The organism is Microbacterium sp. PRC9, assembly GCF_031844125.1.
GTDB lineage: Bacteria > Actinomycetota > Actinomycetes > Actinomycetales > Microbacteriaceae > Microbacterium.
Genome location: NZ_JAUZUR010000003.1, coordinates 1 through 24,250 on the forward strand (window position 1 = coordinate 1; position 24,250 = coordinate 24,250).

At 70.2% G+C, this 24,250-nt stretch carries 18 protein-coding genes; 3 read left to right on the forward strand and 15 right to left on the reverse strand.

Annotation, left to right across the window (positions count from 1 at the left end):
• Position 1: 1 nt before the first annotated feature.
• The 14 genes from Q9R33_RS07045 to Q9R33_RS07110 all read right to left on the reverse strand — a co-directional run bounded on the left by Q9R33_RS07045 (position 2) and on the right by Q9R33_RS07110 (position 20,321).
• Entirely contained in the window at positions 2-262 is a 261-nt protein-coding gene (locus Q9R33_RS07045) for a phosphopantetheine-binding protein (protein ID WP_311293269.1), read from the reverse strand.
• Positions 263-296: 34 nt separating this feature from the next.
• The gene (locus Q9R33_RS07050; protein ID WP_311293270.1) at positions 297-1,514 is read right to left on the reverse strand and encodes a pyridoxal-dependent decarboxylase, exosortase A system-associated; all 1,218 of its coding nucleotides are present in this window, start codon (positions 1,512-1,514) and stop codon (positions 297-299) included.
• A 47-nt stretch (positions 1,515-1,561) separates the two neighbouring features.
• On the reverse strand, positions 1,562-2,416 hold the full coding sequence (locus Q9R33_RS07055; RefSeq protein WP_311293272.1) for a hypothetical protein: 855 nt from the start codon (positions 2,414-2,416) through the stop codon (positions 1,562-1,564).
• A 3-nt stretch (positions 2,417-2,419) separates the two neighbouring features.
• Complete coding sequence (locus Q9R33_RS07060) at positions 2,420-3,826, reverse strand: AMP-binding protein (protein ID WP_311293273.1); 1,407 nt, start codon at positions 3,824-3,826, stop codon at positions 2,420-2,422.
• A gap of 19 nt (positions 3,827-3,845) precedes the next feature.
• Positions 3,846-5,135, reverse strand: coding sequence for a nucleotide sugar dehydrogenase (locus Q9R33_RS07065; RefSeq protein WP_311293274.1), 1,290 nt, complete (start codon positions 5,133-5,135; stop codon positions 3,846-3,848).
• A gap of 13 nt (positions 5,136-5,148) precedes the next feature.
• Positions 5,149-6,423 carry a glycosyltransferase family 4 protein gene (locus tag Q9R33_RS07070; protein ID WP_311293275.1) on the reverse strand — a complete coding sequence of 425 codons (1,275 nt, stop codon included), beginning with the start codon at positions 6,421-6,423 and terminating at the stop codon, positions 5,149-5,151.
• A gap of 2 nt (positions 6,424-6,425) precedes the next feature.
• On the reverse strand, positions 6,426-8,033 hold the full coding sequence (locus tag Q9R33_RS07075; protein ID WP_311293276.1) for a lipopolysaccharide biosynthesis protein: 1,608 nt from the start codon (positions 8,031-8,033) through the stop codon (positions 6,426-6,428).
• The gene (locus tag Q9R33_RS07080; protein WP_311293277.1) at positions 8,030-9,244 is read right to left on the reverse strand and encodes a glycosyltransferase family 4 protein; all 1,215 of its coding nucleotides are present in this window, start codon (positions 9,242-9,244) and stop codon (positions 8,030-8,032) included. Before Q9R33_RS07080 ends, Q9R33_RS07075 begins: the two co-directional genes overlap by 4 nt.
• Position 9,245: 1 nt before the next feature.
• On the reverse strand, positions 9,246-10,367 hold the full coding sequence (locus Q9R33_RS07085; RefSeq protein ID WP_311293278.1) for a DegT/DnrJ/EryC1/StrS family aminotransferase: 1,122 nt from the start codon (positions 10,365-10,367) through the stop codon (positions 9,246-9,248).
• Positions 10,364-10,990 carry a NeuD/PglB/VioB family sugar acetyltransferase gene (locus Q9R33_RS07090; RefSeq protein WP_311293279.1) on the reverse strand — a complete coding sequence of 209 codons (627 nt, stop codon included), beginning with the start codon at positions 10,988-10,990 and terminating at the stop codon, positions 10,364-10,366. Before Q9R33_RS07090 ends, Q9R33_RS07085 begins: the two co-directional genes overlap by 4 nt.
• The gene (locus tag Q9R33_RS07095) at positions 10,983-12,131 is read right to left on the reverse strand and encodes a DegT/DnrJ/EryC1/StrS family aminotransferase (protein WP_311293280.1); all 1,149 of its coding nucleotides are present in this window, start codon (positions 12,129-12,131) and stop codon (positions 10,983-10,985) included. The genes Q9R33_RS07090 and Q9R33_RS07095 overlap by 8 nt, the downstream gene beginning before the upstream one ends.
• Positions 12,128-13,123, reverse strand: a complete 996-nt coding sequence (locus Q9R33_RS07100; protein WP_311293281.1) for an NAD-dependent epimerase/dehydratase family protein — start codon at positions 13,121-13,123, stop codon at positions 12,128-12,130. The genes Q9R33_RS07095 and Q9R33_RS07100 overlap by 4 nt, the downstream gene beginning before the upstream one ends.
• Positions 13,120-14,181 (reverse strand): Gfo/Idh/MocA family oxidoreductase, encoded by a 1,062-nt coding sequence (locus tag Q9R33_RS07105; RefSeq protein ID WP_311293282.1) that lies wholly within the window; start codon positions 14,179-14,181, stop codon positions 13,120-13,122. Before Q9R33_RS07105 ends, Q9R33_RS07100 begins: the two co-directional genes overlap by 4 nt.
• An 86-nt stretch (positions 14,182-14,267) precedes the next feature.
• Complete coding sequence (locus Q9R33_RS07110; protein WP_311293283.1) at positions 14,268-20,321, reverse strand: DUF4082 domain-containing protein; 6,054 nt, start codon at positions 20,319-20,321, stop codon at positions 14,268-14,270.
• Between the two features lie 175 nt (positions 20,322-20,496).
• Here Q9R33_RS07110 and Q9R33_RS07115 point away from each other — a divergent pair, with 175 nt between their 5' ends.
• Positions 20,497-21,093 (forward strand): DapH/DapD/GlmU-related protein, encoded by a 597-nt coding sequence (locus tag Q9R33_RS07115; protein WP_311293284.1) that lies wholly within the window; start codon positions 20,497-20,499, stop codon positions 21,091-21,093.
• A gap of 30 nt (positions 21,094-21,123) precedes the next feature.
• Here Q9R33_RS07115 and Q9R33_RS07120 read toward each other — a convergent pair whose 3' ends face one another.
• A complete protein-coding gene (locus tag Q9R33_RS07120; RefSeq protein WP_311293285.1) occupies positions 21,124-22,272 on the reverse strand; it encodes a glycosyltransferase in 1,149 nt (382 codons plus the stop codon).
• Positions 22,273-22,431: 159 nt separating this feature from the next.
• On the opposite strand from Q9R33_RS07120, the gene Q9R33_RS07125 reads away from it, so the two are divergent.
• Positions 22,432-23,892, forward strand: coding sequence for a M1 family metallopeptidase (locus tag Q9R33_RS07125; RefSeq protein ID WP_311293286.1), 1,461 nt, complete (start codon positions 22,432-22,434; stop codon positions 23,890-23,892).
• A 60-nt stretch (positions 23,893-23,952) separates the two neighbouring features.
• Positions 23,953-24,225, forward strand: a complete 273-nt coding sequence (locus Q9R33_RS07130; RefSeq protein ID WP_311293287.1) for a glutaredoxin domain-containing protein — start codon at positions 23,953-23,955, stop codon at positions 24,223-24,225.
• Positions 24,226-24,250: the final 25 nt, after the last annotated feature.

Consider the following 24,250-nt stretch of genomic DNA (forward strand, 5'->3'; position numbering starts at 1 on the left):
GTCAGGACCGCTTGCGCTCGACGAACTCCGCGAGCGATCCGACGGTGGCGAACACCTCCTCGGTGAAGTCCTCGTCGTCGATCACGAACCCGAACTCGTCCTCGAGCGAGGTCGCGAGTTCGAGCAGTGCGAGAGAGTCCAGTTCCGGCATGCTGCCGAACAGGGCGGTATCGGCATCCAGCGCGTCCGCCCGGTCGGAGATCTCGAGTGTTCTCACGATCACGGCCTTGACGCTGTCGACGGTGGCGATGCTGACGTTCATTTTCTTTTCCCCCGATATCAGAAGAGGCACATGGTCAGACGAGCACTTCCTGCGGCGCGGGGTGGCTGAGGAACGCGGTCGGGCTCGCCGTGAGGCCGTAGGCGCCGGCCTGGAACAGCACGATGAGGTCGTCCACCTCTGCGCGCGGGAGGAGCACCCCGTTCCCGAGCAGGTCCAGCGGCGTGCACAGGCAGCCCACGACCTGCACCGGTTCGACGTCCTCGGCGTCCAGGCGTCCGGCCACCGCGATCGGATAGTTGCGCCGGATCACCTGCCCGAAGTTCCCCGACGCGGCCATCTGGTGGTGCATCCCGCCGTCGACGACGAGGAACGTCTTGCCGCGCGAGACCTTCCGGTCCACGACCCGGGTGACGTACACGCCGCACTCGCCGACGATGTATCGGCCCAGCTCCAGCACGACCCGGGCGGAGGGCAGCCGGGGCCGGATCCGGGTGCGGAGCAGGTCCTCCAGGTTGCCGCCCACCGCGTGCAGGTCGAGCGGATCGTCGTTGTCGTAATAGGGGATGCCCAGTCCCCCGCCGAGGTTCAGGTACGTCACCCCGGAGGCTGTGTGATCGACCAGCGCGAGCAGCAGATCGACCGTCTTGCGCTGTGCGTCGAGGATGATCTCGGTGTGCAGGTTCTGCGAGCCCGCGAACACGTGGAAGCCCAGCAGATCGACGTCGGAGCGTTCGAGCCGGGCGATGAGCGACGGCACGTCCTCCGCGTCGACCCCGAACTGCTGGGGCCCGCCTCCCATCCGCATGCCGGATCCCTTGACCTCGAAGTCGGGGTTCACCCGGATGGCCACCTGCGGACGCACCCCGGTCTCGTCGCCGATCCTCACGACCCGGTCGGCCTCCGTCGACGACTCGAGTTCGATGATCACCCCGGCGGCCACCGCCTGGGAGAGCTCGGCGTTCGACTTCGCGGGTCCCGCGAAGCTGATCGCGCCCGGCCGGAGCGGCGTGTCGAGCGCGAGCTTCATCTCCGCTCCGGAGGCGACGTCGAGCGAATCGACGATCCGGCTGAGGTGCTGCACGAGGGCCGGCATCGGGTTGGCCTTCACCGCGTAGCTGAGTTCGAGATCCTCGGGGAGTTCCGCTCGCAGGAGAGCGACTCGCCCGCTGAGCGCCGAGCGGTCGTAGGCGAAGAACGGCGTGCTCCCGACGCGACGGGCGAGGCGCTCGACCGGCATGCCGCCGAGCAGCATGCCGCCGTCACGGGTCTCGAACCGAGGTCGATAGGCCATTTTCGCTTCACCTTCCTTCTCCCCGCCGGCGGTGCGGACGCCGGCGCTCACCACTCCAGGCATGTGAGCTCGCTGTAGAGGTAGTCGATCTGGTCGGCGGTCAGGGTGTCGCTCTTGAACATCTTCGGCCGTGCGCGGGACAGCGGGATCCCGCCCGGCGGCGCGCCCCCGACGACACGGCTCTCGAGCAGCGTCGCCAGTGCCCCGTGGTGGAGCAGCAGGTGGCCCCCCAAGGGCCGGACCATGCGCTGGAACAGCCGCGTGTTGCCGACGTAGAGGATGGAGGCGAATGCCCGGATCCGCTTGCGGCTGTCTTTGCGGAAGACGACGTAGCAGGACTCGTCGCCGCACAGCAGCAGGAGGTGACGGGCCGCGCTCGTCGTGCGATGGTCGTCGTAGATCCTCCGCTCGTGCCCGGTGAGCACGGATTCGAGCTCCTCCGGATCACCGGTGATGCGCGCGCCGCGGGGCGGCGGCCAGGGGAAGTTCGGCAGAAGCGTCGTGGTCGTGTCGAGATCGACGTAGCCGAGCTTCCGGTTCAGCGGCACGACGTTGCCGCTCGGCGAGAAGTCCGTGAAGTGATAGCCGGGCTGGCGGAGGAGGGACGTCAGCAGCCGAAGACCCTGCGCACGATGGCTGTCGCTGACGCACCAGGCGCCGAGATTGCAGAACCGCTCGGTGCGGCCGTCGATCGTGCGGTCGGAGTAGTACGCCAGATAGGCGCCCACCACCTCCCCCTCGCTGCGCAGGAAATACCCGTGATTCGGCGCCGACACGGTCCACGGAACAGCGAGCGCGCCGGCCCACGCCGCGGTGTCGACCCGGTCGTTGAGGTTCTCGTGCAAGAACCGCGCGACGGCGGGCACGTCGGCGTCCGTGATCGGACTCAGGGCAACCGGCATCCGTCATCCCTCCTTCCGTGCGAGCAGGGACTCGGCGAGCGCGGAAGCCGCCGACTGGTCAACCTTGCCGTTGGCGAGCCGGGGCAGGCGGGCGACGGCGATCACCTCGTCGGGCACGACCTCGGGCCGCAGCGACGACGCCAGTTCCTTGCGCAGTCCGTCGATCTGCCTCTCGTCCGCCTCGACCAGGCTCAGAAGGTCTCCCGACAGCGTCGCGACCGTGAACGACGGCACGGATCGCGCGCCCCGCAGCGCCACGTCGATCTCATCCAGCTCGACGAAGCTCCCGTTGCGCTTGACTCGCCGCCCCGCCCGGCCGAGGCAGAACAGGTCGCCCGCGACCGCGATGCCGATGTCTCCGGTCAGCACGGTGTCCGCGTGGTGCCAGCGGGGGTAGTCGGCGACGGCGCCGAACAGATACCCGCGGGGAAGATGGGGCGAACGGATGCTGAGCATCGTGGCGGTCCCGGATTCCACGAGGCCGGTCGTCCATTCGCCGACCCGCCCGCGGCCGATGGGCGCGGAGCCCTGCACGGACGGGACCGGGCCGGCGGCCGTGAGCCGGGCGACGCTGGCGAACCCGACCGTCTCGCTCGTGCCGTAGGTGTTGATCACCGCAGGCACGCCGAACGCGAAGGCCTGCTCCGCGTGGGCGGCATGGAGGCGGTCGCCACCGGAACCCCACACCCGGAGCGCGAGCGCCGCCGATGGCGGGCGGCGCTCGGCCGCGGCGAGTTCGATGAACCGCGGCGCGAGCCGCACGTGCGTCGCGGCCACGCGATCCACGAAGCGCAGGGGACGCAGCTGATCCCCCAGCGCGCCCGAGAGGTGCAGTTCGGCACCCGCCGCGAGCGCGAGCAGGAGGTTGGTCATCGCCATGTCGTACGCGGGATGGGAGAGCTCCGCCCACCTCCCGTCGCGGTCGAGTTCGAGCGCTTCGGCGCCGCACCGCACGAAGGCGGCGAGCGACGACCACGACGCCAGGACGCCTTTGGGCGCCCCTCCGGTGGACCCGGACGACCTCGCGACATACCCGGGGTCGGTGATCCGGTCGGCGGCGCCGCCGGGCGTGGCCGACCGCCTCATCCCCTCGGCGTCGACGATCACGTCGGGCCCGAGCGCCGCGAGGACGGCGTCACGCCGATCCGCGGCCACCGTCGGGTCGAGGAAGCTGACCGAGTGGTCGCCGAGGATCGCCGCGACGAGACTTACGACGCTGTCGACCGACAGCGGGAGGCAGACCGCGACGAGCGGCGATCCACGGCCGGCTTTTCGATGGATGCTGCGCGCCTCGGCCCGCGCGGCAGCCACGAGCTCCGCGTGCGTGAGCGAGCGCCGGGTGTCGGCCACGGCGAGAGCGTGCGGGCTGCCCGCGCGCGCGGCCAGCACGATCTCGGCGAAGGCGTTCATGCGTCTCGGCTGCCTCTCGTCATCGTGTCACGGGCGCGAACTGCGGCCAGTGGCGGGCGGGGTGGTTCGCGTCGAGCAGCGGCACGCCCGACCCCTCGAGGAAGCCGTCTGGTGCGCGGTCGGAACCGAGGATGATGCCGTCGACGTCGTCGATCGCGGCCGCGCGCGACTCGAAGAGGAGCTTCTCCAGGTGCGGCAGGCGGAGGCGGATGTAAGACTCGTTGCTGCCGACGAGCTCCGCCGGGTTCACCACGGCGTCGTAGATGCGCACCTCCACGCCCTTGCCCGTCAGCGTCTCGGCGATGTCGACGTACGGGCTCTCGCGGAGGTCGTCGGTCCCGCTCTTGAACGCCAGTCCGAGCAGCGCCACCCGCCGCCACCCGAGCATGAGCACATGGTCCACCACCCGCCGCGTGTGCGACGAGTTGCTCACGAGCAGGCTCTCCAGCAGCGGCGCGTCGACGTCGGCGCGACGCGCCGCATAGGTGAGCGCGCGCACGTCCTTCGGAAGACACGACCCGCCGAACGAAGCCCCCGGCCGGAGGTACCGCTCCGACACGTTCAGGATCCTGTCCTCGACGAACACGGCCATGAGCTTGTCGGCGTCGACGCCGTACGCGTCGGCGAACCGCGCGATCTCGTTGGCGAACGCGATCTTCACGGCGTGGAACGCGTTGCTCGCGTACTTGATCGACTCCGCGGTCGCGATCGTCACATGGCGGATCGGCGCGTCGACGACCTCGAACAGCTTCATGACCGACTCGAACGTGAGGTCGTCCTCCGTCCCGATGATGGTGAACGGCGGATGCCGGAAGTCCTCGATCGCCGTCGACTCGCGGAGGAACTCCGGGCAGTAGGCGACGCCGCATCGGCCGCCGCCTGCGGCGGGCAGGTGCAGTTCCACGAGCCGGTCGGTCGTCCCCGGCAGGAGGGTGCTGCGGACCACGACCGTGAGGTGACCGGCGTCCGGGCTCACGTCGAGGAACTCGCTGATCTCGGCCAGCACCCCCTCGACGAACTCGGTGACCAGCGACCCGTTGGCCGCGGAAGGCGTGCCGACGCAGATAACCGCGGCATCCGCGCCCGCCAGGGCGGTCATGACGTCCGTCGTCGCCGACAGGCGTCCGGACTCGACGACGCTCCGGGTGAGGGTGTCGAGCCCCGGCTCCGCCAGCGGCGCGTGCCCCTGCAGTATCGCGTCGACCTTCGATCCGGCGAGATCGACGCCCACGACTTGGTGCCCCGCATCCGCGAGGCAGGCCGCCGTCACGCTGCCGACGTACCCGAGCCCGAAGACTGCTACTTTCACGGGTCCACGCTCCTTACTGTCCTGCGTGCCGGCCGGTGGCCGAGCTGTCTGCGAGCGGCACGCGCTCCCGCGTCATGCCGCGGTATGCCGCGATGAGCCGTTCCGCCTGGATCTCCCAGCACAGGGCCTGCTCGAACCGCGCGCGTCCGGCGTCGCCCATCGCCTCGGCGAGCTCCGGGTCGCGCAGCACGCGCTCCACCGCGTGGGCGAAGCTGCGCGCGTCGTTGTCACGGTCGGCATAGAGAGAGGAATCCCGAGCCGAGACGCGCCCCTCCCGCACGTCGAACTGCACGATCGGTCGCCCCAGCGCCATGTACTCGATGATCTTGTTCATGGTCGACAGATCGTTCATGGCGTTGACCTCGTCCGGGTTCACGCACACGTCGGCGTCGGCGAGGATGCTCTTCATCTGATCGTCGGGCACACGCCCGTGGAACTCGATGCGATCCGCCACGCCGCGGCTGCGGGCGAGGCTCTCCAGCCGCTCCCGGTCGGGTCCCGATCCGATCAGTGCGAGATGCACGTCCAGGTGCCGCTCCGCGACCAGGATCTTCACCGCGTCGATCAGGTACTCGATGCCCTCCTGCCGGCCCATCACGCCCACGTAGCCGAGGAGGAACAGCCGCCCCCGATGCCAGTCCTCGCCGGTCGCGCGATACGACGCCCACGCGCGGTACGGTCCGGAGCGTACGACGGTCACGTCCTCGCCGCGGAAGCGACCTCGGCGCATGGCGATGTCGCGGTAGCTGTCGTTGGTGGAGATGACGTGGTCGGCCCACGCGTAGGTGCGCCGCTCGAAGAAGCGCGCGACTGCACCGAACAGCCAGGGCAGCGGCATCCGTTTCGCCTCGACGAGCTCGGGTCCGAGATCGTGCTGGTCGAATACCAGCACGCTGCCGTCCTTCTGCTTCGCACGCTTGGCGACGAGGTACAGCAGGTCCGGCGGATTGCAGAAGTGCACGATGTCGAACGGCTGGGCGGTGCGGGCGCGCTCGATGGCGGCTGCCATGCGCCGAAGCGAGACCCCGTACTCCTCGAAGTAGCCGAGGACGCCGTTCGCCTCGCGCGGCGCCTCGTACCGGAGCACGCTCACGCCGTCGATCACGAAATCCCCCGCAGGATGACGCGGATCGCTCGGACAGACGACGGTCACGTCGGCGCCGGCGGCGGCGAGCGAGGTCGCCTCCTGCCAGACCCGGCGGTCGAACGGCACCGGCAGATTCTGCACCAGGATCGCGATCCTGGTGCCGTACAGCGATCCGGATGTGCTCTCGAGGTCGAGGTCCATGATCACTCCCCCTTCCTGTACCGGCGCACGACGGGCAGACGTGCGCCGACTCTCGAGTCCGCGATGACGGCCAGAGCCTCGGGGATCACGCGCGGCGACATGACCCGCGTGACCAGCAGATGGACGACGGACACGCTGAGCGCCGTGAGGATCAGGCGGATCCAGACCGGCAGCGACGCGCCGACCGTCACCACCGCCCAACCCGCGGCGGCCGAGGCCCCGACCGCGACGATCAGGTATCCGAACGGACTGGCGACGTCCCGAGGCCGCGCCTGCAGGATGCGGGCGGTGAGGAACCATCGGCTCACCGTCGCCACGACGCAGACGGCGAGGAATCCCCAGGCGATCGCGACGAGGCCCGACGGCGCGAGCACCGCCGTCGTCCCGAAGGTGATGCCGTCGATGATCACCGCGTACACGAACCAGACACCGGGCTTGCCCACGCCGTAGAAGAGGCCGTGGTCGAGCCATGCGCCGACGGACAGCGTGCCGGCGATCGCCAGGATCTGCGCGACCCGATAGCTCGGCTCCCAGCCCGCGCCGAACACGATCGGAAGGATGAGCGGGGCGGTCACCGCCAGCACCGTGAGGGGAAGCGAGAGGGTGAAGTAGGTGAGCCGCAGGGCGCGCAGGTACGCGCTCCGCAACCGCGCCGGGTCATCCCTGATCTTGGCGAAAGCGACGTTCGTCACCGGGACGATCGCGCTGCCGGTGAGATCCTGGACGATCTGTACGAGCCGCTGCGCGATGTTCATGTAGCCGAGCGCCGCCACTCCGAGCGTCGCGGCGATGACCGCCGCCTCGCCCCAGGCCCGCAGCATCGCGACGAACTCCACCCCGAGAACCTGACCGCCGAAGCTCGCCATCGTCCGGAACTCGGATCGCGAGAACGCGAAGCTCGGCCGCCAGCGCGATGCCGTCCAGGCGAGCACGGTGGCGATCGCGGGAGCGACGAGGCTCTGGGCGACCAGCGCCCACACGCCTCCGCCGCTGAACGCCACGACCAGCGCGACGCCCTGCGCGATCGCCGCGCCGGTCGCCCCCTGCCAGGCGAGCGTTCCGAAGCGCATCTCGCGCCGCAGCACCGCGGTCGGGACCGATCCGATGGCGGCGAAGACCACGCAGAGCGAGAGCGCCTGGAGCACCGGGACGACCCCGTCGTCGCGGAAGACGGCGCCGAACAACGGCGACAGCGCGAACAGGATCGCGCACAGCGCCCCGCCGGCGCTGAGCGAGAACCAGAACGCGGTGCTCAGCATCCGTGCGTCCGTCTTCTCTGCCTGCACGATGTACGCGGCGAAGCCGAGGTCTGCCAGCAGGTAGAAGAAGGGCAGCACGGTCGATGCCGCGGCGACGGTGCCGAAGTCCTCGGGGCTCAGCAGGCGGGTGAGGACGGCGATCGTGACGAGACCCAGAAGCCTGATGGCCCACTTCTGGGCGGTGAGCAGCAGCACCCCCGACGCAGCACGACCGCTCACCCGGTCGGGCGCGCTTGCGGGGCCGGCCGCCGCGGCGGTGATGTCCTCACCCTCCGGGAGAGGGCTCGGCGGGGCCCACTCGCGGTTCGGCAGCGCCTCGAAGTCCGGCGCGTCGGGTGGCCGCCTCTTCATGCTCGGCTGCCTTCCGGCAGGGCGACCGGCGCCATCCGACGGGCGAGGCGCGTGACCTTCTTCACGAGCCGCCGCCATTCGTGGGGCAGGTCGAGGACCCACTCCCGCGCACCGTAGGCGCCGATCGCGTCGGCGTAGAAGAGCGCGAGCCGGTCCGACATCGCGTCGAGGCCGAAGCGCTCCCGGGCGAACTCGCGCCCGAACGCGCCGAGTTCCCTGCGCCGGGCTTCGTCGGCGATGAGCGGCCGCGCGATCCGCACGAAGTCGGCGACGGGATGCTCCGGGCGCTCCGGGCTCCAGAAGCTGGACCGGGCGAGCGATCGCGAGGTGTCTGGCTCGAAGATCCGCGACCACCCCTCTTCGCCGTGGACGATGAGCGGCTTGCCGAAGGCGAGGGCGCGCGCGGCCGATCCCCCCATCCCGACGACGATGTCCGCGGCGAGGTAGGCCGGACGCGGGTCCGACAGGGCACCCAGCATGCGCACAGCGGACCTGCCCACGTCGTCGTTGACCGCGTCCGACTCGGCCCGCAGCGCGGCGTGCGCGTCGCCGTCGCCGACGATGAAGAGGGTGGCTCCGGTCGACGCGAGCTCGCGCATCGCGTCGATCGTGACGCCGATGGCGGTGGCCTTCAACTGCCGCTCGAGCCGGCTCACGATTCCCAGGAGCACGCCGTCGCCGAGGCCGTGCTCCTCTCGGAATGCCCTCTGGCCGCCGTCGCTGCGTGGGGAGTCGGCGGTCAGGTCGACCGGCGGCGAGATGAGGATGGTCCGCGCGGGGCGATCCACGAGCTCCTCGACGAGGTACTCCGTTCCCACGACGAGCGGCACGTGGCTGTGCACGATGTCGGTGACGCTCATCTCATACACCGTGTGCACCCACGGGAGCCTGCCGAAGGTCGCGGGACCCCAGTACACGTTGCGGGCAGCGCCCCACATCCCGTAGGCGTGGATGAGATCCACGTCGAGCTCGTCCGCCATGCGCCGCAGCTGCCGGGCGTGGGGCAGGAGCCCGGCAGCTGGGTCGTAGACCGTGATGCGCATGCCGTGCTGCTCGGCGTAGTCGAGCAGCGATGGCGCTCCGGCGATCGTGTCGCGCTCGCCGACCAGGATCGACTCGATCCCGCGATCGCCCAGCGTGCGCGCGAAGTCGACGGCGTTGATCTGCGAACCGCCGAGCTCGAGGCTGTTGAGGTGTACGAGCACGCGCATGTCACCGATCACCGCCCCTCAACGCGGTGCGCAGCCGGTCGGCCACCGTCCGGCACTGCGCCTCGGACAGGTGGGGGAACATGGGCAGCGACAGGATGCGGGCGGCGGCGGCTTCGGCGACGGGGAACTGTCCGCGTCGGTAGCCGAGACAGGCATAGGCGGCGGTTCGCGGCACGACGGTCGGGTAATGGATGCCGCAGCCGATGCCCGCGGCGCACAACTCGGCCATCACCCGGTCGCGGTCGGGCACGCGGACAACGTACAGGTGCCAGACGTCCTGGTTGCCGGGGAGCACGGACGGCAGACGGACGGCGTCGATGCCGCCCAACAGCTCCTCGTACCACCCCGCGGCGGTGCGCCGTGAAGCGTTCCACGCGTCGAGCCGGCGCAGCTTCGCCCGCAGCACCGTGGCCTGCACGGCATCGAGACGGGCATTCATTCCCACGCGGGAATGGACGTACTTGGTCGAGCTGCCATGGCATGCCAGATTCCGGATGGATGCTGCGAGCCCCGCGTCGTCGGTCATCACCGCGCCCGCGTCCCCCGCGGCACCGAGGTTCTTCCCCGGGTAGAAGCTCGTGGCGGCCACCCGGCTCATCGCGCCGGCACGCCCCTCCGGGCCGGATGCGCCCTGCGACTGCGCGGCATCCTCCACGACCGCGAGGCCGTGCGTCGCGGCGATCGCCGTGATGCGCCCCATCGGGGCCGTCTGGCCGAACAGGTGCACCGGGGTGATGGCCTTCGTGCGAGAGGTGACGGCATCCTCGACCGCGTCCGGGTCGATCAGGAGGCGGTCATCGTCCACGTCGACGAAAACGGGCACCGCACCGATACGCGACACGGCCTCAGCGGTCGCGATGAAGGTGTTCGCCGGCATGATGACCTCGTCGCCGGGACCGATTCCGATCCCGCGGTAGGCGAGTTCGAGCGCATCGGTGCCGTTCGAGACGCCGACGACGTGGTCCACCCCGATGTACGCGGCGTACTCGCGCTCGAACGCCTCGACCTCGGGGCCCCCGATGAACGACGCCGACGCGAGCTGGTCCCGCCAGACGGCGACGACCTCGTCGGCGATCTCGGCCTGCTGCGCCGCGAGATCGAGGAACGGGACCGGGGTTCTCATGCCGGCCGCCTGATCTCGCGTGCGGGCACGCCCGCCCACGTCTCCTCGTCCGGCACGTCGTCGAGGACGACGGCCCCCATCCCCACGGTCGCCGCGACGCCGACCCGCAGCCCCTGCCGAACGGACGCGTTCATCCCGATGTACGCCGCTTCGCCGACACGCACGGATCCGCCGAGGGAGACACCCGCCGCGAGCGTCGCGAAATCCTCGACGACGTCGTCGTGGGTGATCGTGCAGTTGGGCATCACCACGACGTGCCGGCCGATGGCGACGTCGGCCGTGACGACGACGCCGTCGAGCAGGATCGTGCCCGGGAGGATGTGGCTCGAAGGCCCCATCCGGACCGAGCCCGCGACGAAGGCGACATAGCGCCGCTCGCCGACTCCGGCGTCGCGGAGGCGCCGCACGACGCTGCGACGACCCTGACTGCGCCCGACGCACACCAGCAGGTCCTCGCTCCGCGAGCTCGCCTCCATGACCGGCCCGAGGACCGGAACGCCGGAGATCTCGGTCGCGCACAGATCCACGTCGTCGTCGAGGATTCCCACCACGCCGGTGATGCCGGCGGCGAGCACCTCGCGAGCGAGTCCGCTCGCACCGATGAGCAGGATGCCGTCAGGCATGATGCCCTCCGCCCGGCAGTCGGAGGACGGCGATGACGCGGTCCTGGTCCTCCTGGGTGAGCTGATGGAACACGGGCAGGATCAGTGTGCGGTCGGTGAGGCGCTCGGTGGCGGGGAGCCCCTCCTCCGGCGTGAGGTCGCGATAGGGAGGCTGCCGATGCGCAGCCATGATCCCTCGCCGCGCGGAGATGTCCTCATCGGCGAGCGCCTCAAGGAGGCCGTCGCGGTCGATCGGGTAGTCGTCGCCCACCTCGACCCAGAACGACTGGAAGTTGCCCGTGCCGTAGTCGGGGTCCCTCACCGCGCGGAGCCCGGCGATGTCGCGGATCGCCGCCTGGTAGCGACCGGCGATCTCGCGCCGACGGGCCACGATCTCCGGCAGCCGGCCGAGCTGGACGAGGCCCACGGCGGCCTGCAGGTCGGTCATGCGGTAGTTGAACCCGACCTCGGTGTACTCCTCGGCAGGCGGCAGCACCGACGCGTGACGGTCCGCGGCCGAGACGCTCATCGCGTGCTCGCGCAGGTGCCGCGCGCGGTCGGCCCAGTCCGGGTTCGCGGTCGTGAGCATCCCGCCCTCGCCGGTGGTGAGCAGCTTGCGCGGATGGAAGGACCACGCGGCGATCTCGGCGCCCGCGCCGACCGGAAGACCCTTGTAGGTCGACCCGGCCCCGCACGCGGCGTCCTCGATGACGACGATGTTCAGCTGATCGGTGAACGAGCGGATGTCGTCGATGTCGACGGGCACACCGCCCTGGTCGACCGCGATGACGGCGCGCGTTCGCGGTGTCAGCGCGTCGGCGACGGTGTGGCCGGTGACGTTGCCGGTCACGGGGTCGACGTCGGCGAACACGGGGCTCGCGCCCACGTAGCGCACGGCGTTCGTGGTGGCGATGAACGAGAAGGACGGCACCACGACGTCGTCCCCCCGTCCGACCCCCGCCACGATGAGCGCCAGGTGCAGCGCCGTCGTGCAGCTGCTGGTGGCGACGGCGGAGCGCGCGTTCATGGCCTTCGCGAACGCCTGCTCGAACCGCGCCACCCGGGGTCCCTGCGCGATCCAGCCGCTCGCGATGGCCTCGGCCGCAGCATCCGTCTCCTCCTGACCGAGCCACGGGACCATGACGTTGATGCGACCGCTCATCGGACCGTCACCGCCCGCCCCGCGGCGATCTCGTCGCGCAGCGGCCGCCACCACTCGACCAGCTGCCGGAGCCCCTCGTCGATGCCGGTCGTCGCCTCGAAGCCGAGGTCGCGCTGCGCTGCCGACGTGTCGGCCAGACGGCGCACCACCCCGTTCACCGCGCGCTGGGGACCGTGCTCGACACCGAGGTCGGAGTCCATGACGCGCAGCAGCGCCTGCGCCAGCTCGAGCAGGCTCGTCTCTGTGCCGCTGGCGATGTTGTACGTGCCCTCGACGACGTCGCTGCGGGCGGCAAGGACGTTGGCCCGGGCGATGTCGGGCACGCACACGAAGTCCATCGTCTGCGTGCCGTCACCGAAGATCAGCGGCGGGCGCCCGTCGGCGATGCGCTCCATCCAGCGCACCAGCACCTCGGTGTACAGGCCGTGCACGTCCATGCGGGGGCCGTACACGTTGAAGTAGCGCAGCAGCACGTAGTCCAGCCCCTGCATGGCGCGGAAGCTGCGGACGAGGCCCTCGTTGAAGGTCTTCGCCGCGCCGTACAGGGTGTCGTTGTTCTCGTGGTGATGACGCTCGGTCGTGGGGAACTCCTCCGCCATGCCGTACACCGACGCGCTCGAGGCGGCGACGAGCTTCGTCACGCGATGCCGTGCCGCGGACTCGACGACGTTGAAGGTGCCGTCGACGAGCACCTCGAGCGCGAGGCGCGGCTCCTCGGCGCACTGCGTGATCCGGATCGCGGCCTGGTGGAAGACGATGTCCTTGCGGGCGGTCAGGTCGTCGACGAGGCGCGCGTCACGGATGTCGCCGTCGACCATTTCGACCCGACCGGAGGCCAGCGCGTCGTCGAGATTGGCGCGGCGTCCGCGGACGAGGTTGTCGAGCACGTCGACGTGGGCGACCCCGGCCGCGAGCAGCTGGTCGACGAGGGTGGATCCGATCGTGCCCGCACCGCCGGTGACGAGGACGCGGGCGCCTTCGAGCTCGGTCATGCTCCCTGGACTTCCTTGACGAGGGACTGGACCGGGCGCGGGGCGCCGTACGCGAGCAGGCTCGCCGAGGCCCCTTCGAGCACCGACAGGACGCGCAGTCCGGCGTCGCCGCTCGTCCGCGCCGGACGCCCTTCCCGGATCGCACCGGCGAACTCCCCGACCACCGCGGCGAGCGCCTCGCGTTCGGGGAGAGCGGGCGCCCAGGTGTCGCCCAGGCGATAGGAGATGTTGGCGGCCCGGCTGTCGGCCGTCGCCTTGGACTGCAGCGCGAGGTCGACCCCGCGGTCGTAGACGCTGAGGCGCTGCTGCGGATTCAGGTCGTCCCACACGAGCGTGCGCTTGGTGCCCCCGATGACCATCTGGCGGATCTTCGTGGGGCTCAGCCAATTGACGTGCACGTGGGCGATGCCGCCGCCCCTCAGAGGCATCGCGAGGTAGCCGATGCAGGCTCTGCCCGTGGCGAGCGGGTCGGAGCCGTGCGCCGACACCGACGTGACGTCGAGCCCTCCGGGCAGGACGAAGTCCATGATCGACAGGTCGTGGGGGGCGAGGTCCCAGAACACGTCGACGTCTGGCTGGATGAGCCCGAGGTTGATGCGCACGCTGTCGACGAAGAGGATCTGACCCAGCGCACCGTCGTCGATGAGCTCGCGGATCTTCAGCACTGCCGGCGTGTAGCAGTAGGTGTGGTCGGCCATGAGCACCAGGCCGTTGCGGCGCGCGCGCTCGACCATCTCGGCACCGCGCTCGCGGGTGTCGGCGACGGGCTTCTCGACGATGACGTGCTTGCCCGCGTCGAGGGCCGCGAGCACGACGGCATGGTGGGTGCGCGCGGGCGTGGCGATGGCGACCGCGTCGATTGTCGGGTCCGCCAGGACGTCCTCGTACTGCGCGGTCACCGGCACGCCACCGATGCTGTCGGACACCCGCAGCGCGCGCGCGACATCCAGGTCGCAGATCGCGGCCAACTCCCATTCCGCCGACGCGCGGAAGTTCCTGGCAAGGTTCGGACCCCAGTATCCCGCGCCGATCACCGCCGCCCTCAGTCGTGTCGCCACTTCGAGCACCCCCAATCTCTTCCGCCCCGGTCCCCCAACCGGAGCGTTCAGCTCGCTACGAGGCGTTCACCTCATCTGTCGAAAGTTCAGTTGTCAGGATCGAAGACGACGTCGACCCAGTACTTGTTGCCGTTGGTGATCGCCGGGTTGCCCGATCCGAAGCCCGCAACGCCGCCGTTGGCGACCGTCGACAGCGGTGCCACCGTCACGGGAGATGCGAGCGCGCCGTTGGTCACGGCGTAGCGCCCCGAGGAGTTGAGCAGCGTCACGCGGTACTCGGTGTTGATCGTCAGCCGCACCGGCGACGACAGCACCGCCGTCTGCCAGCCGGACGAGGTTTCGTTGCGGAACGTCACCGTGGCCAGAACGGTGCCGTTCGCGCTCCTCAAGTAGCCCGTGTGCGTTCCGTTGTTCTGGTTGCCCTTGTAGTAGCGGATCGTCGTGACGACGCCCGGCGCGCTCGTACGGAATCGGGTTCCGACCTGGTACGCGAGCCCCGCGTTGGCGTTGGCGTTGGCGGGCGTGCCGGTGGTGAAGAGGCTGACCTGGTCGGGTTTGACCACCGTCGTGAACGACCATGTGCCGTTGGTCACCGCCGTGCCGTTGCCGGTCACGGTCGCCGTGTAGGTCTTCGCCCAGTCGAGCTGCGCGGTGGGCGTGAAGGTGACGACGCCGGTCGTGGCGTTGAAGCTCGACGTCCCCGCGATGGGCGTCGTCCCGAGCCTCACGGCGATCGCAGCCGAGAGTGCGCTTCCGAGCGTCGCGGTCACCCTGGCCGTGACCGGGTCTACGTTCGCCGCCCCGGCAGCCGGCGTCGTCGACGTCAGCGTCGCGACGGGCAGCGTCGAGAACGACCATCCCGTGCCGACGGCCGCTCCGTCACCGGTGACGGTCGCCGCGTAGGTACGGCCCCAGGCGAGCTGAGCGGAAGGCGTGAACGTCACCACGCCGGTCGAGGCGTTGTAGCTCGACGTGCCGGGGACCGCGGTGCCGCCCGTGGTGAGCGCGAGCGACGCCGAAGCGGCGTTCGTGAGCGTCGCCGACACGCTGGTCGTGACCGCCGGGTCGACATTGGTCTGGCCCGCCGACGGGGACGTCGACGAGATGGCCACTGCCGGGCGCGTCGTGAACGACCATGTTCCGCCGGTGACGGGGGCGCCGTTGGCGGTGACCGCGACGATGTACGTCCTCCCCCGCTGCAGCGCGGGCGTCGCCGTGAAGACCACCGCGCCCGTTGCGCTGTCGAACGTCGAGCTGCCCGCGACCGCCGCGCCGCCCGTCGTCACCTGGATCGATGCGGTCGTCGCGTTGGAGACGTTCGCCGACACGACGGCCGTGGCAGGATCGACCCCCGTCGCGCCGGCCGCCGGCGCGAAGCTCGTGAGCGCGGGCGGCGGCGGAGGCGTCTGGCCCCCACTGAAGTCGACCTCTGCGTCGACGAAGTACGCGGTGGCGTTGAACGACTCGGTCGGCAGTCCGCCGGTGACCGTATAGAGATAGCGGCCGTTGGTCGTCGCCGGCGCCGTGAGGAAGCCGACCGTGCGCTCCTGTGCGAAGTAGGCGCTCGTGTAGGCGTAGACCCCGGCAGGAGCGAAGTACGACACGGTGTAGACGGTGCCGGGCTGGACGGTGACGGGGGCCGACAGCTGTGCCCGCTGCCACCCCGAGGCGGTCTCGTTCGTGAAGTCCACCTGCGCCAGGACCTCGCCCGCGGCGTTCCAGAGGGTTCCGCGGTGCGTACCCGTCGATCCGGCGGCCTTGTAGAACCGGATCGCGGTCACCGAGCCCGCCTCGGCGACCTGGAAGACGGTGCCGACCTCGATCGGGGCCGTGTCGGTGACGGTGCCCTGCGGGGCGGTCGTGCCGAACAGCGACTGCACCGCCGCCGCGGTCTTGAGCGACCACGTGTCGACGGCGGCGCCGTCGGACGTGACCGACACCGAGTACGTCGTCGCGCTCGCGAGCCGGTCGACCGGGTCGAACGTGATGCGGCGCGCGGCGGCGTCGTACGTCGAGGTGCCGGCGACCGCGCCATCGGGTCCGACGACCGCGACCGCGACGGACCGCGTGCCGGGGTCCGCGGTGAGTGTCACCTGCACGTTGGCCGTCACCGCGACGTCGACGGCGTCCCTGGCGGGCGACACCGATTCGATCGCGACGGACGGTCCGACGTCGCCCACGAACTCGACGTCCACGAAGTAATTGGACGAGTTCCAGGTCGACGTCGGCATCGTGCCGCCGGTGCCGTACCGATAGCGCCCGTTGTCGGGGCTGAGCCCCGTCAGCGGCCCGTTCACCACGGGTGCGGCGAACCCCTGCGAGGTGTATGCGTACCGGCCGGCCGGGGCGTAATACGACACGGTGTACACGGAGCCCGGCACGATCGCGACGGGAGTGCTGAGCACCGCGCGCTGCCAACCGGATGCCGTCTCGGCGGTGAAGGTCACCTGCGCGAGGCGCTGTCCGTTCGGCCCCCACAGCGAGCCGACGTGCGTTCCCGTCGCCCCTGCGGGCTTGTAGTACCGGATCGCCCGGATGCGTCCAGCTTCGGTCGAGCTGAACGCCATGCCGAGCTCGACCGCCGTGGCGTCCGTGTCGACCGCGACCGGCGTCGCTGTGCTGAACAACGTGATCGCGGCCGCACCGCCGCCGATCGTGAACGCCCAGGTGATCGGCGGGGCCGGCGTGCCGGACGCGCTCCTGACCCCGGTGAGCGTCACCACGACGCGGGCTCCGGCGTCGAAGGCCGCACCGGGTGCGAACGTCAGCGTCTTCTGCGACGCGTCGCGGGCCCACGTGCCGGCGACCTCGACGCCGTCCGCGGTCACGGAACCGGAGAAGGCGGACTGCACGGTCTCCTCGAACGTGGCCTTCACGGTCGTGCCCGGCGCGACGCCCGTCGCGTCGACGTCGGGCGTACGACTGACCACGACCGGCACATCGGTGGGAAGTGCGAATACCACGTCGACGCCGTAGTCCGTCGTGGACGTCGACGACGGGAATCCGCTCGAGTAGGTGAACACCGCACCGGAGGCGGGGACCGCCAGCGGACCTCGCGCGTAGGCGGCGGAGAATCCGCCCGCCGTCGCCGCATAGTGCCCCTGCGGCGCCAGGTAGGACGCGACGTAGGTGGTGCCGGGCTCGACCGTGACCGGGGTGTCGAGCTGCGCGACCTGCCATCCCTGTGTGGACTCCCCGGTGAAGGTCGCCGAGGCAAGCTTCGTGCCGCTCGCGCTCCAGAGCGCGCCGGTGTGGGCGCCGCCGTTCCCCGGGCCCTTGTAGAACTTGACGGCGGTGATCGTCCCCGGCGTCGACACCGTGAACTTCACTCCGAGCGTCACGCTGTCGCTGTCGTTCGCGGCGATCACCGCGGGCACCCGGCTCTCGGGGAAGAGCGAGCACGGGCATTCGCCCGCCGGCCGGTCGACGTCCTGCGTGGTGAAGCTCCACCCTGCACCGGATTCCAGCCCGACCCCGTTCGGGTCGGCCGCGGAGATCGCCACGGTGAAGGTCGTCTTCGGCGCCAGGCTCTGCGCCGGCGTGAAGATCGCCGTCCTCGCCGCGGCGTCGTAGGTCGTGGTGCCGGTGACCGTCTGCCCGCCCGGGTCGGTGACCGTGAGCGACACCGTCGCCGGGTCCGCCGCTCGGGTGAAGGTCGCCCGCACGTCGGTCGTGAGGGGCACGCTCGACACGCCCGCGGCCGGAACTCGCGTGAGCACGCGCAGCGGCGACGTGTCGGACTTCGTGAACAGCACGTCGACGAAGTAGTTCGACTCGTTCCACGTGCTGGTGGGCCTGGTCCCCGCGACGCCGTACACACCGGCGGCGGCCGCCCCCACCGCGGAGCTCACGGTGATCGGCGACGTCTTGGACGTGTACGGCCAGAACCGGGCCTGCATCGAGTAGCCGCCCCGGGGTGCCGTGTACGAGACCGTGTACTCCTGGCCCGCGTACACCTGCACCGGCGCGGTGAATTCGGCCGTCTGCCATCCCGTCGCCGTCTCCGTGCCGAAGGCGACCCCGGCGAGCTTGGCGCCTGTCGCGTCCCACAGCGATCCGGAGTGCTGTCCCGTGTTCGCGGCGCCCTTGTAGAACCTCACTCCGGCGATGTATCCGTCGAACTCCGGCGTGAAGCGCAGACCGAGCTCCACCGGCTGGGTGTCGTCGGCCGACGGAATCGACGGGGTCAGCGCTCCGAAGGCCGAGAACGGCCCGGTGACCGTCACCTGGCGCGTCGCGGCGGCCGTCGCGAAGTTGGCGCTGTCGTCGACTGCCCGGGCGCGCAGCGTCACGGTTCCCGAGCCCTGCTGCAGATACGTATAGCTCCAGGAGGTCGTGCCCGTCGCGGCGTGCCACGTGCTGCCGTCGTCGGTCGACACCTCGACACCGGCCACCCTGCCGCCGACGTCGGATGCCGTGCCGGTGATCGTGACGCTCGTGCCGTGCGCGATGCTCTGACCCGCCGTCGGCGTCGTGATCGTGGTCGTGGGCGCGGTCGTGTCGGTGCTCTTCGTCGCCGCCGCCAGTCCCGACATCAGCGAGCCCGGCTGGGCCCCCATGTCGGCGAGCAGGTTGACCTGCGCCTGCTGCATCCGCGAGTCGGCGGCTGCGCCGTTCCCGTCGTGCGTCTGGTCGAGGCCCCACCCCCACTGGATGCTGGCGGCGGAGAACACGAGCGCTCCGCTCGCCGCACGGTAGAGCGTGGTGTGATGGGTGGTGCTGCCGGCCACCACCGTGTTCCCGTAATCGACGAGATACTGCGGGACCGAGCCGGTGGTGGTCGACAGACGGATGAGCCCGGGGGGTCGCATGCCGTTGTCGACGTCCTCGTTCGACTCGTAGCCCACGGTGTGGGGGGCGAGCGCCGCGCGGGTGCCCGAGGCGAGCGAGGTGAGGTTCGTGTTGCGCCAGAGCCTGAGCTTGCCCTCCTCGCTCGATACGGTGACGGCGAGGTCGTCGTCGTTGACCATGTACATCGTCCCGGTGAGGGCGTTCTCGGGGCTCCGGCCGCCCTGTGCGGGCGTAGCGAACCGCGGGTCCCGCCAGGTGCCCGTCCACTCCGTGCTCGGGTCGATCTTGTTGTTGCCCCAGGTCTCCTTGTAGGAGACGAGCGTGCGGTACGCCGTCTGCGAGCCGTCGATCGACGCCTCGTAGCGCGTCCGCCAGTACATCTCGTTGCCCGAGAGGAACTGCAGGTTCACGCCTGCGTCCCGCGCCGCCTCGACGTTCGCCCGCTGGGCTCCCGACCAGTACTCGTCGTGCCCGACGGAGAGGAACACCTTGTGGTTCCTGAGGTCGGCACCGCGCCGGTCGGTGTCGACGCCGGCGATGTACGAGAGGTCGTAGCCGTTGCGTTCGAGGAATCGGACGGTGGCGTACTCCGAGCTGAAGTAGAAGTCGCGTCCGCTCTGCCAGTCCCGTGTCGAGAAGGGACGGTTGTAGCTGAGCTTGAGCGCGCGGCCGGCCGATCCGCCCTGGTAGAAGCTGGCGCCGCCGTAGATGTTGTACGCCTGCCACGTCGTGTCGGACGTCTGGAAGAGGACGTCGGACGTGCTGCTGTCGCTGCGCACGATGAAGATGATGTGACTGGCACCGCCGTTGTCGGCGCGTTCCAGCAGGGCGATGTAGACGCCCGAGACCGCATCGGCGGGCACGTTCCACGACGCCGACACCTTCCACGTGCCGCAGTCGTACAGGTCGGTCGCCACATCGGTGACGCACTGCGGCTGCCGCTGCGGCAGCGTCGCCGTGACGGGCACCGACGTGATGAAGCGCGCACCGAGGCCCTGGTACCAGCCCGTCCGGTAGATCTTGATGCTGTACGCCGAGGCGTTGGTGTCGACCTTGAAGTCGATCTTCTGTCCGGCATTGACCGAGATGTCGGTCGCGTAGCCCTGGATCGTGGAGTCTCCGGCGCCGTTGATGTCCCACTCCGAGGGACTCGTACCCGGTTTCTGGTTCTCGCACACGATCGGGTTGATGTTCGCCCCGCACGGACTCGCCGCGCGCGCCTGCGGACCCGGCGGTAGCGCGATCAGCAGCGCGGTCACCAGTGCTGCGAGCGCAGCGAAAGTGACGAGCTTCGTGCGGTACGTCCGTGATGCGGGCGGAACCGACGCCAAAGGCTGGTTGTTCCCCATTGCTTCCCTGTTCCCGACGCCCTCGTCGGTGCTGCCTTCCCGTCGGCCTTCGGGTGACCGGCTGAGAAGACATCCGCGTGCGATACTTCCCCAGTGCCCGCGGAGGGTCCCGCGCGCAGTATAACTGCATCACGACGCACAATGGAACCCGAGCGGCGAAGCGGGGAAGAGGACGATGGGCGATTCCACGACGATCCAGGCGTCCGCCGACGTGGCCGAAAGTGCCCGGCTGGGCGCCAGAACACGCGTCTGGCACCTCGCCCAGATCCGCGAGGACGCGGTGCTCGGCGCCGACTGCAACATCGGCCGAGGTGCCTACATCGGCCCGGGCGTCGTGCTCGGCGACGGGTGCAAGATCCAGAACCACGCCCTCGTGTACGAGCCGGCGCGTCTGGGCGACGGCGTCTTCATCGGCCCCGCCGCCGTGCTCACCAACGACGAGTTCCCGCGGGCGGTCAATCCCGACCTCACCCCGAAGACCGAGGACGACTGGCATCGGGTGGGCGTCACCATCGGCACGGGAGCGTCGATCGGCGCCCGGGCCGTCTGCATCGCCCCGGTCACGATCGGCGAATGGGCGCTGGTCGCCGCGGGCGCCGTGGTGACGAAAGACGTCGCGCCCCACGCCCTTGTCGTCGGCGTGCCGGCGCACCGGGTCGGCTGGGTGGGGCGCGCGGGCAAGCCCCTGCGGCCCGAGGGCGACCAGTGGGTGTGCCCCGACACCGGTGAGCGCTACACGCAGGTCGGCGAGCGCCTCACGCCTGTCGGATAGCGGATGCCGCGGGCCGCAGCATCCGCTTCCCTACAGCTCGCCGGGCTGCATCGCCTCGCGGTCGAGGTCCTCGACGAAGCGGCGGGCGGGGCTGACCTCGGCGCCGGCCTTGCGGGGCGCGTAGACGACCAGCGAGTGGAAGAGGAAGCGGACGAAGAACGCGACCACGAGGGTGATCGCCGTCGCCACGACCGCTGAGATGTGCCCGGTCGAGACCATCATCGCGACGATCGGGATGCGGATGACGGCCTCGGCGTTGTTGAACGTGAACGACTTCGCGAAGCGCAGCCTCACGCCGGAGGCGCTCTCGCGCATGTCCTGGAAGACGAAGCGCTCCTGCAGCAGGAAGTTGCCGACGATCGTGACCTCGGCGGCGACGATCGCGGCGACGATGTAGTCGACGCCCCAGTGGGTGAGCGCCCAGACGATCGCGACGTTGGCGATGGCGCCGAGTCCGCCGATCACGGCGAACAGCGACATCTTGCCGAACCGCAGCGCGGTCAGCTGTGTGAGGAAGTGCAGCCCCTGGCGCACCGACGCCTTCGACTCGCCCGCGTGGCGGTCGGCGAAGTCGAAGGGGATCTCGGCCACGCGCATCGGGCGGCGCGCGAGGATCTCGAGCAGGATCTTGAAGCCCCGCGGCCGCAGCTGCTCAGCGTCGATCGTGCGGCGATCGATGAGGAAGAACCCCGTCATCGGGTCGGACACGTCCTTCAGCCGGATGGGGAACATCGCCCGCGTCACCGCGGTCGAGGCCTTCGACACCATCACCCGGGTGCGGTCGGCGAGTCCGCCCGCGGTGCCTCCGCCGGCGTAGCGCGAGGCGATCACGACATCCACGTCGCCGCGCGAGTAGCGGTGCCAGAGCTCCGGGATCTCTTCGGGCGGATGCTGCAGATCGGCGTCCATGACGAGGCACGCGTCCGCCTCGGCAGCGGCGAAGCCTTCCATGACCGCTCCCCCGAGGCCGCCCACGGGTCGATCCCGATGGATCAGCCGGACCGGCAGGGAAGCGGATGCCGCGACCTCGCGGATCACGTCGGGAGTGGCATCCGTGCTGTCGTCGACGAAGATGATCTCGGCGTCGAGACGGTTCTGTACGGCGGCGGTGATACGCCGGACGAGCTCCGCGATGTTCGGAGCCTCGTTGTACGTCGGAACCACGATCGACAACAGCATCGCGGGCTATCCTCCCACGCGTCGGTGAATGGTCCACTCAGGGTTCAGCAGACGCAGGGGAGACCCTCGGTCAACGCAGGGGGGCGATTCTCCTCTCGACACGCGTGCGGAAGCCGAGGATGCTGGGCGAAAACCCTCGCCGACCCCCCGGAGGCTGCCATGCCCGCACGTCCGTCCCCTCGCCCGTCAACGAGGACCGCGAGGTCGATCGTCCTCGGCTCGCTCGCCGCCGGACTCATCGTCGCCTCGCTCGCCGGCGCCGCCGGGGCGAACGCAGCACCCGGCGGCGCGCTCGGTCCCCGCTACGCACCGGGGTCGGAGGGCGCAGGCGACCCGTACTTCCCGCTCGCCGGCAACGGCGGCATCGACGTGCAGCACTACGACCTCGATCTCGACTACACGCCGCCGGCGCCCGCACCCGCTCCCCTGGAAGGGCAGCTGGCGGGGGTGGCGACCATCGACCTCGTCGCGACGGCCGACATCGACCGCTTCAACCTGGACCTGCGCGGACTGAGCGCGTCGTCAGTCGTGGTGAACGGAAAGAGCATGGCGTTCACGCAGGGCGGCGGAGAGCTCGTCGTGACCCCGCGCCCGAAGCTCAAGACCGGGCAGTCCGCGACCGTCGTCGTGACATACGGCGGCACCACCGGCCGTCCGACCGACATCGAGGACGCCCTCTACGGGTGGGTGACCACGCGCGACGGCGCCATGGTGGTCAGCGAGCCCGATGGATCGTCGACCTGGTTCCCGGTGAGCGACCACCCCACCGACAAGGCGACCTACTTCTACGAGATCACTGTGCCCGAGGGGCTCGTCGCCGTCGCCAACGGACTCCTCGAGGGGTCGGAGACCACGGACGGCAGGACAACGTGGCGTTGGAACGCGCCCGACCCGATGGCGGCGTACCTCGCGACCGCGACGGTCGGCGACTTCCGGCTCGAGCAGTACACGGCCGCGAACGGGACACCGATCATCGACGCGATCGACAAGTCGCGGCAGCCGGGCCAGTACGCGAACCTCGCCAGGACCGGCGAGATGCTCACCTTCTTCGAGGGCCTGTACGGCGCGTATCCCTTCGTCTCGTACGGCGCCATCGTCGACAACGACTCCGTGTCGTACGCGCTCGAGACGCAGACCCGGTCGTTCTTCTCGGGCCAGGCGTCGCTGGGCACCGTCGCCCACGAGCTCGCACACCAGTGGATGGGCAACCAGGTCAGCCCGGGCCGCTGGGCCGACATCTGGCTCAACGAGGGCTGGGCGACCTACTCCGAGTGGATGTGGACCGAGCACGACGGTGGCCAGACCGCCGCCGCGCGATTCAACGCACTGATGAACTCGCCCTCGCAGGCCGCGTGGAACACCGTGCTCGCCGATCCCGGCCCGTTCGGACTGTTCGACAGGCCGGTGTACAACCGCGGCGCGGCGCTGCTGCACGCGCTGCGCGTGAAGGTCGGCGACGACGTGTTCTTCGACATCGCGAAGGAGTGGGTGGCGCGCTTCGGCGGTGGCACCGCAACCACCTCGGACTTCATCGCACTCTCGGAAGAGGTCTCCCATCAGGACCTCGCCACGTTCTTCGACGTGTGGGCCTACCAGCCGCCGAAGCCGACCAGCTGGTGAAGGTGGAGCTGGGTGGGCGGCGCGTGCGGCGCCCACCCAGGATCCATCGCTGAGAATGGGATGGTGACTTTCCCGGCTTCCTCCCCCTCCACCATCACGATGTTCGGCGCCGACTGGTGCCGGGACTGCATCCGCACCAAGAAGCAGCTCGACGAGCTCGGCATCTCGTACACCTACGTCGACCTCGTCGCCGACCCCGCGGCCGCGGACGTCGCCCGCGACATCTCGGGTCGCACCAACATCCCGGTCGTCGTCTACCCGGATGCCTCGCACCACGTCGAGCCGTCGAACGCCGCCGTCGAGTCGAAGCTGCGCGAGCTCTCCCTCATCTGAGGCTCCGCTGATCGCGTCTCGGGCC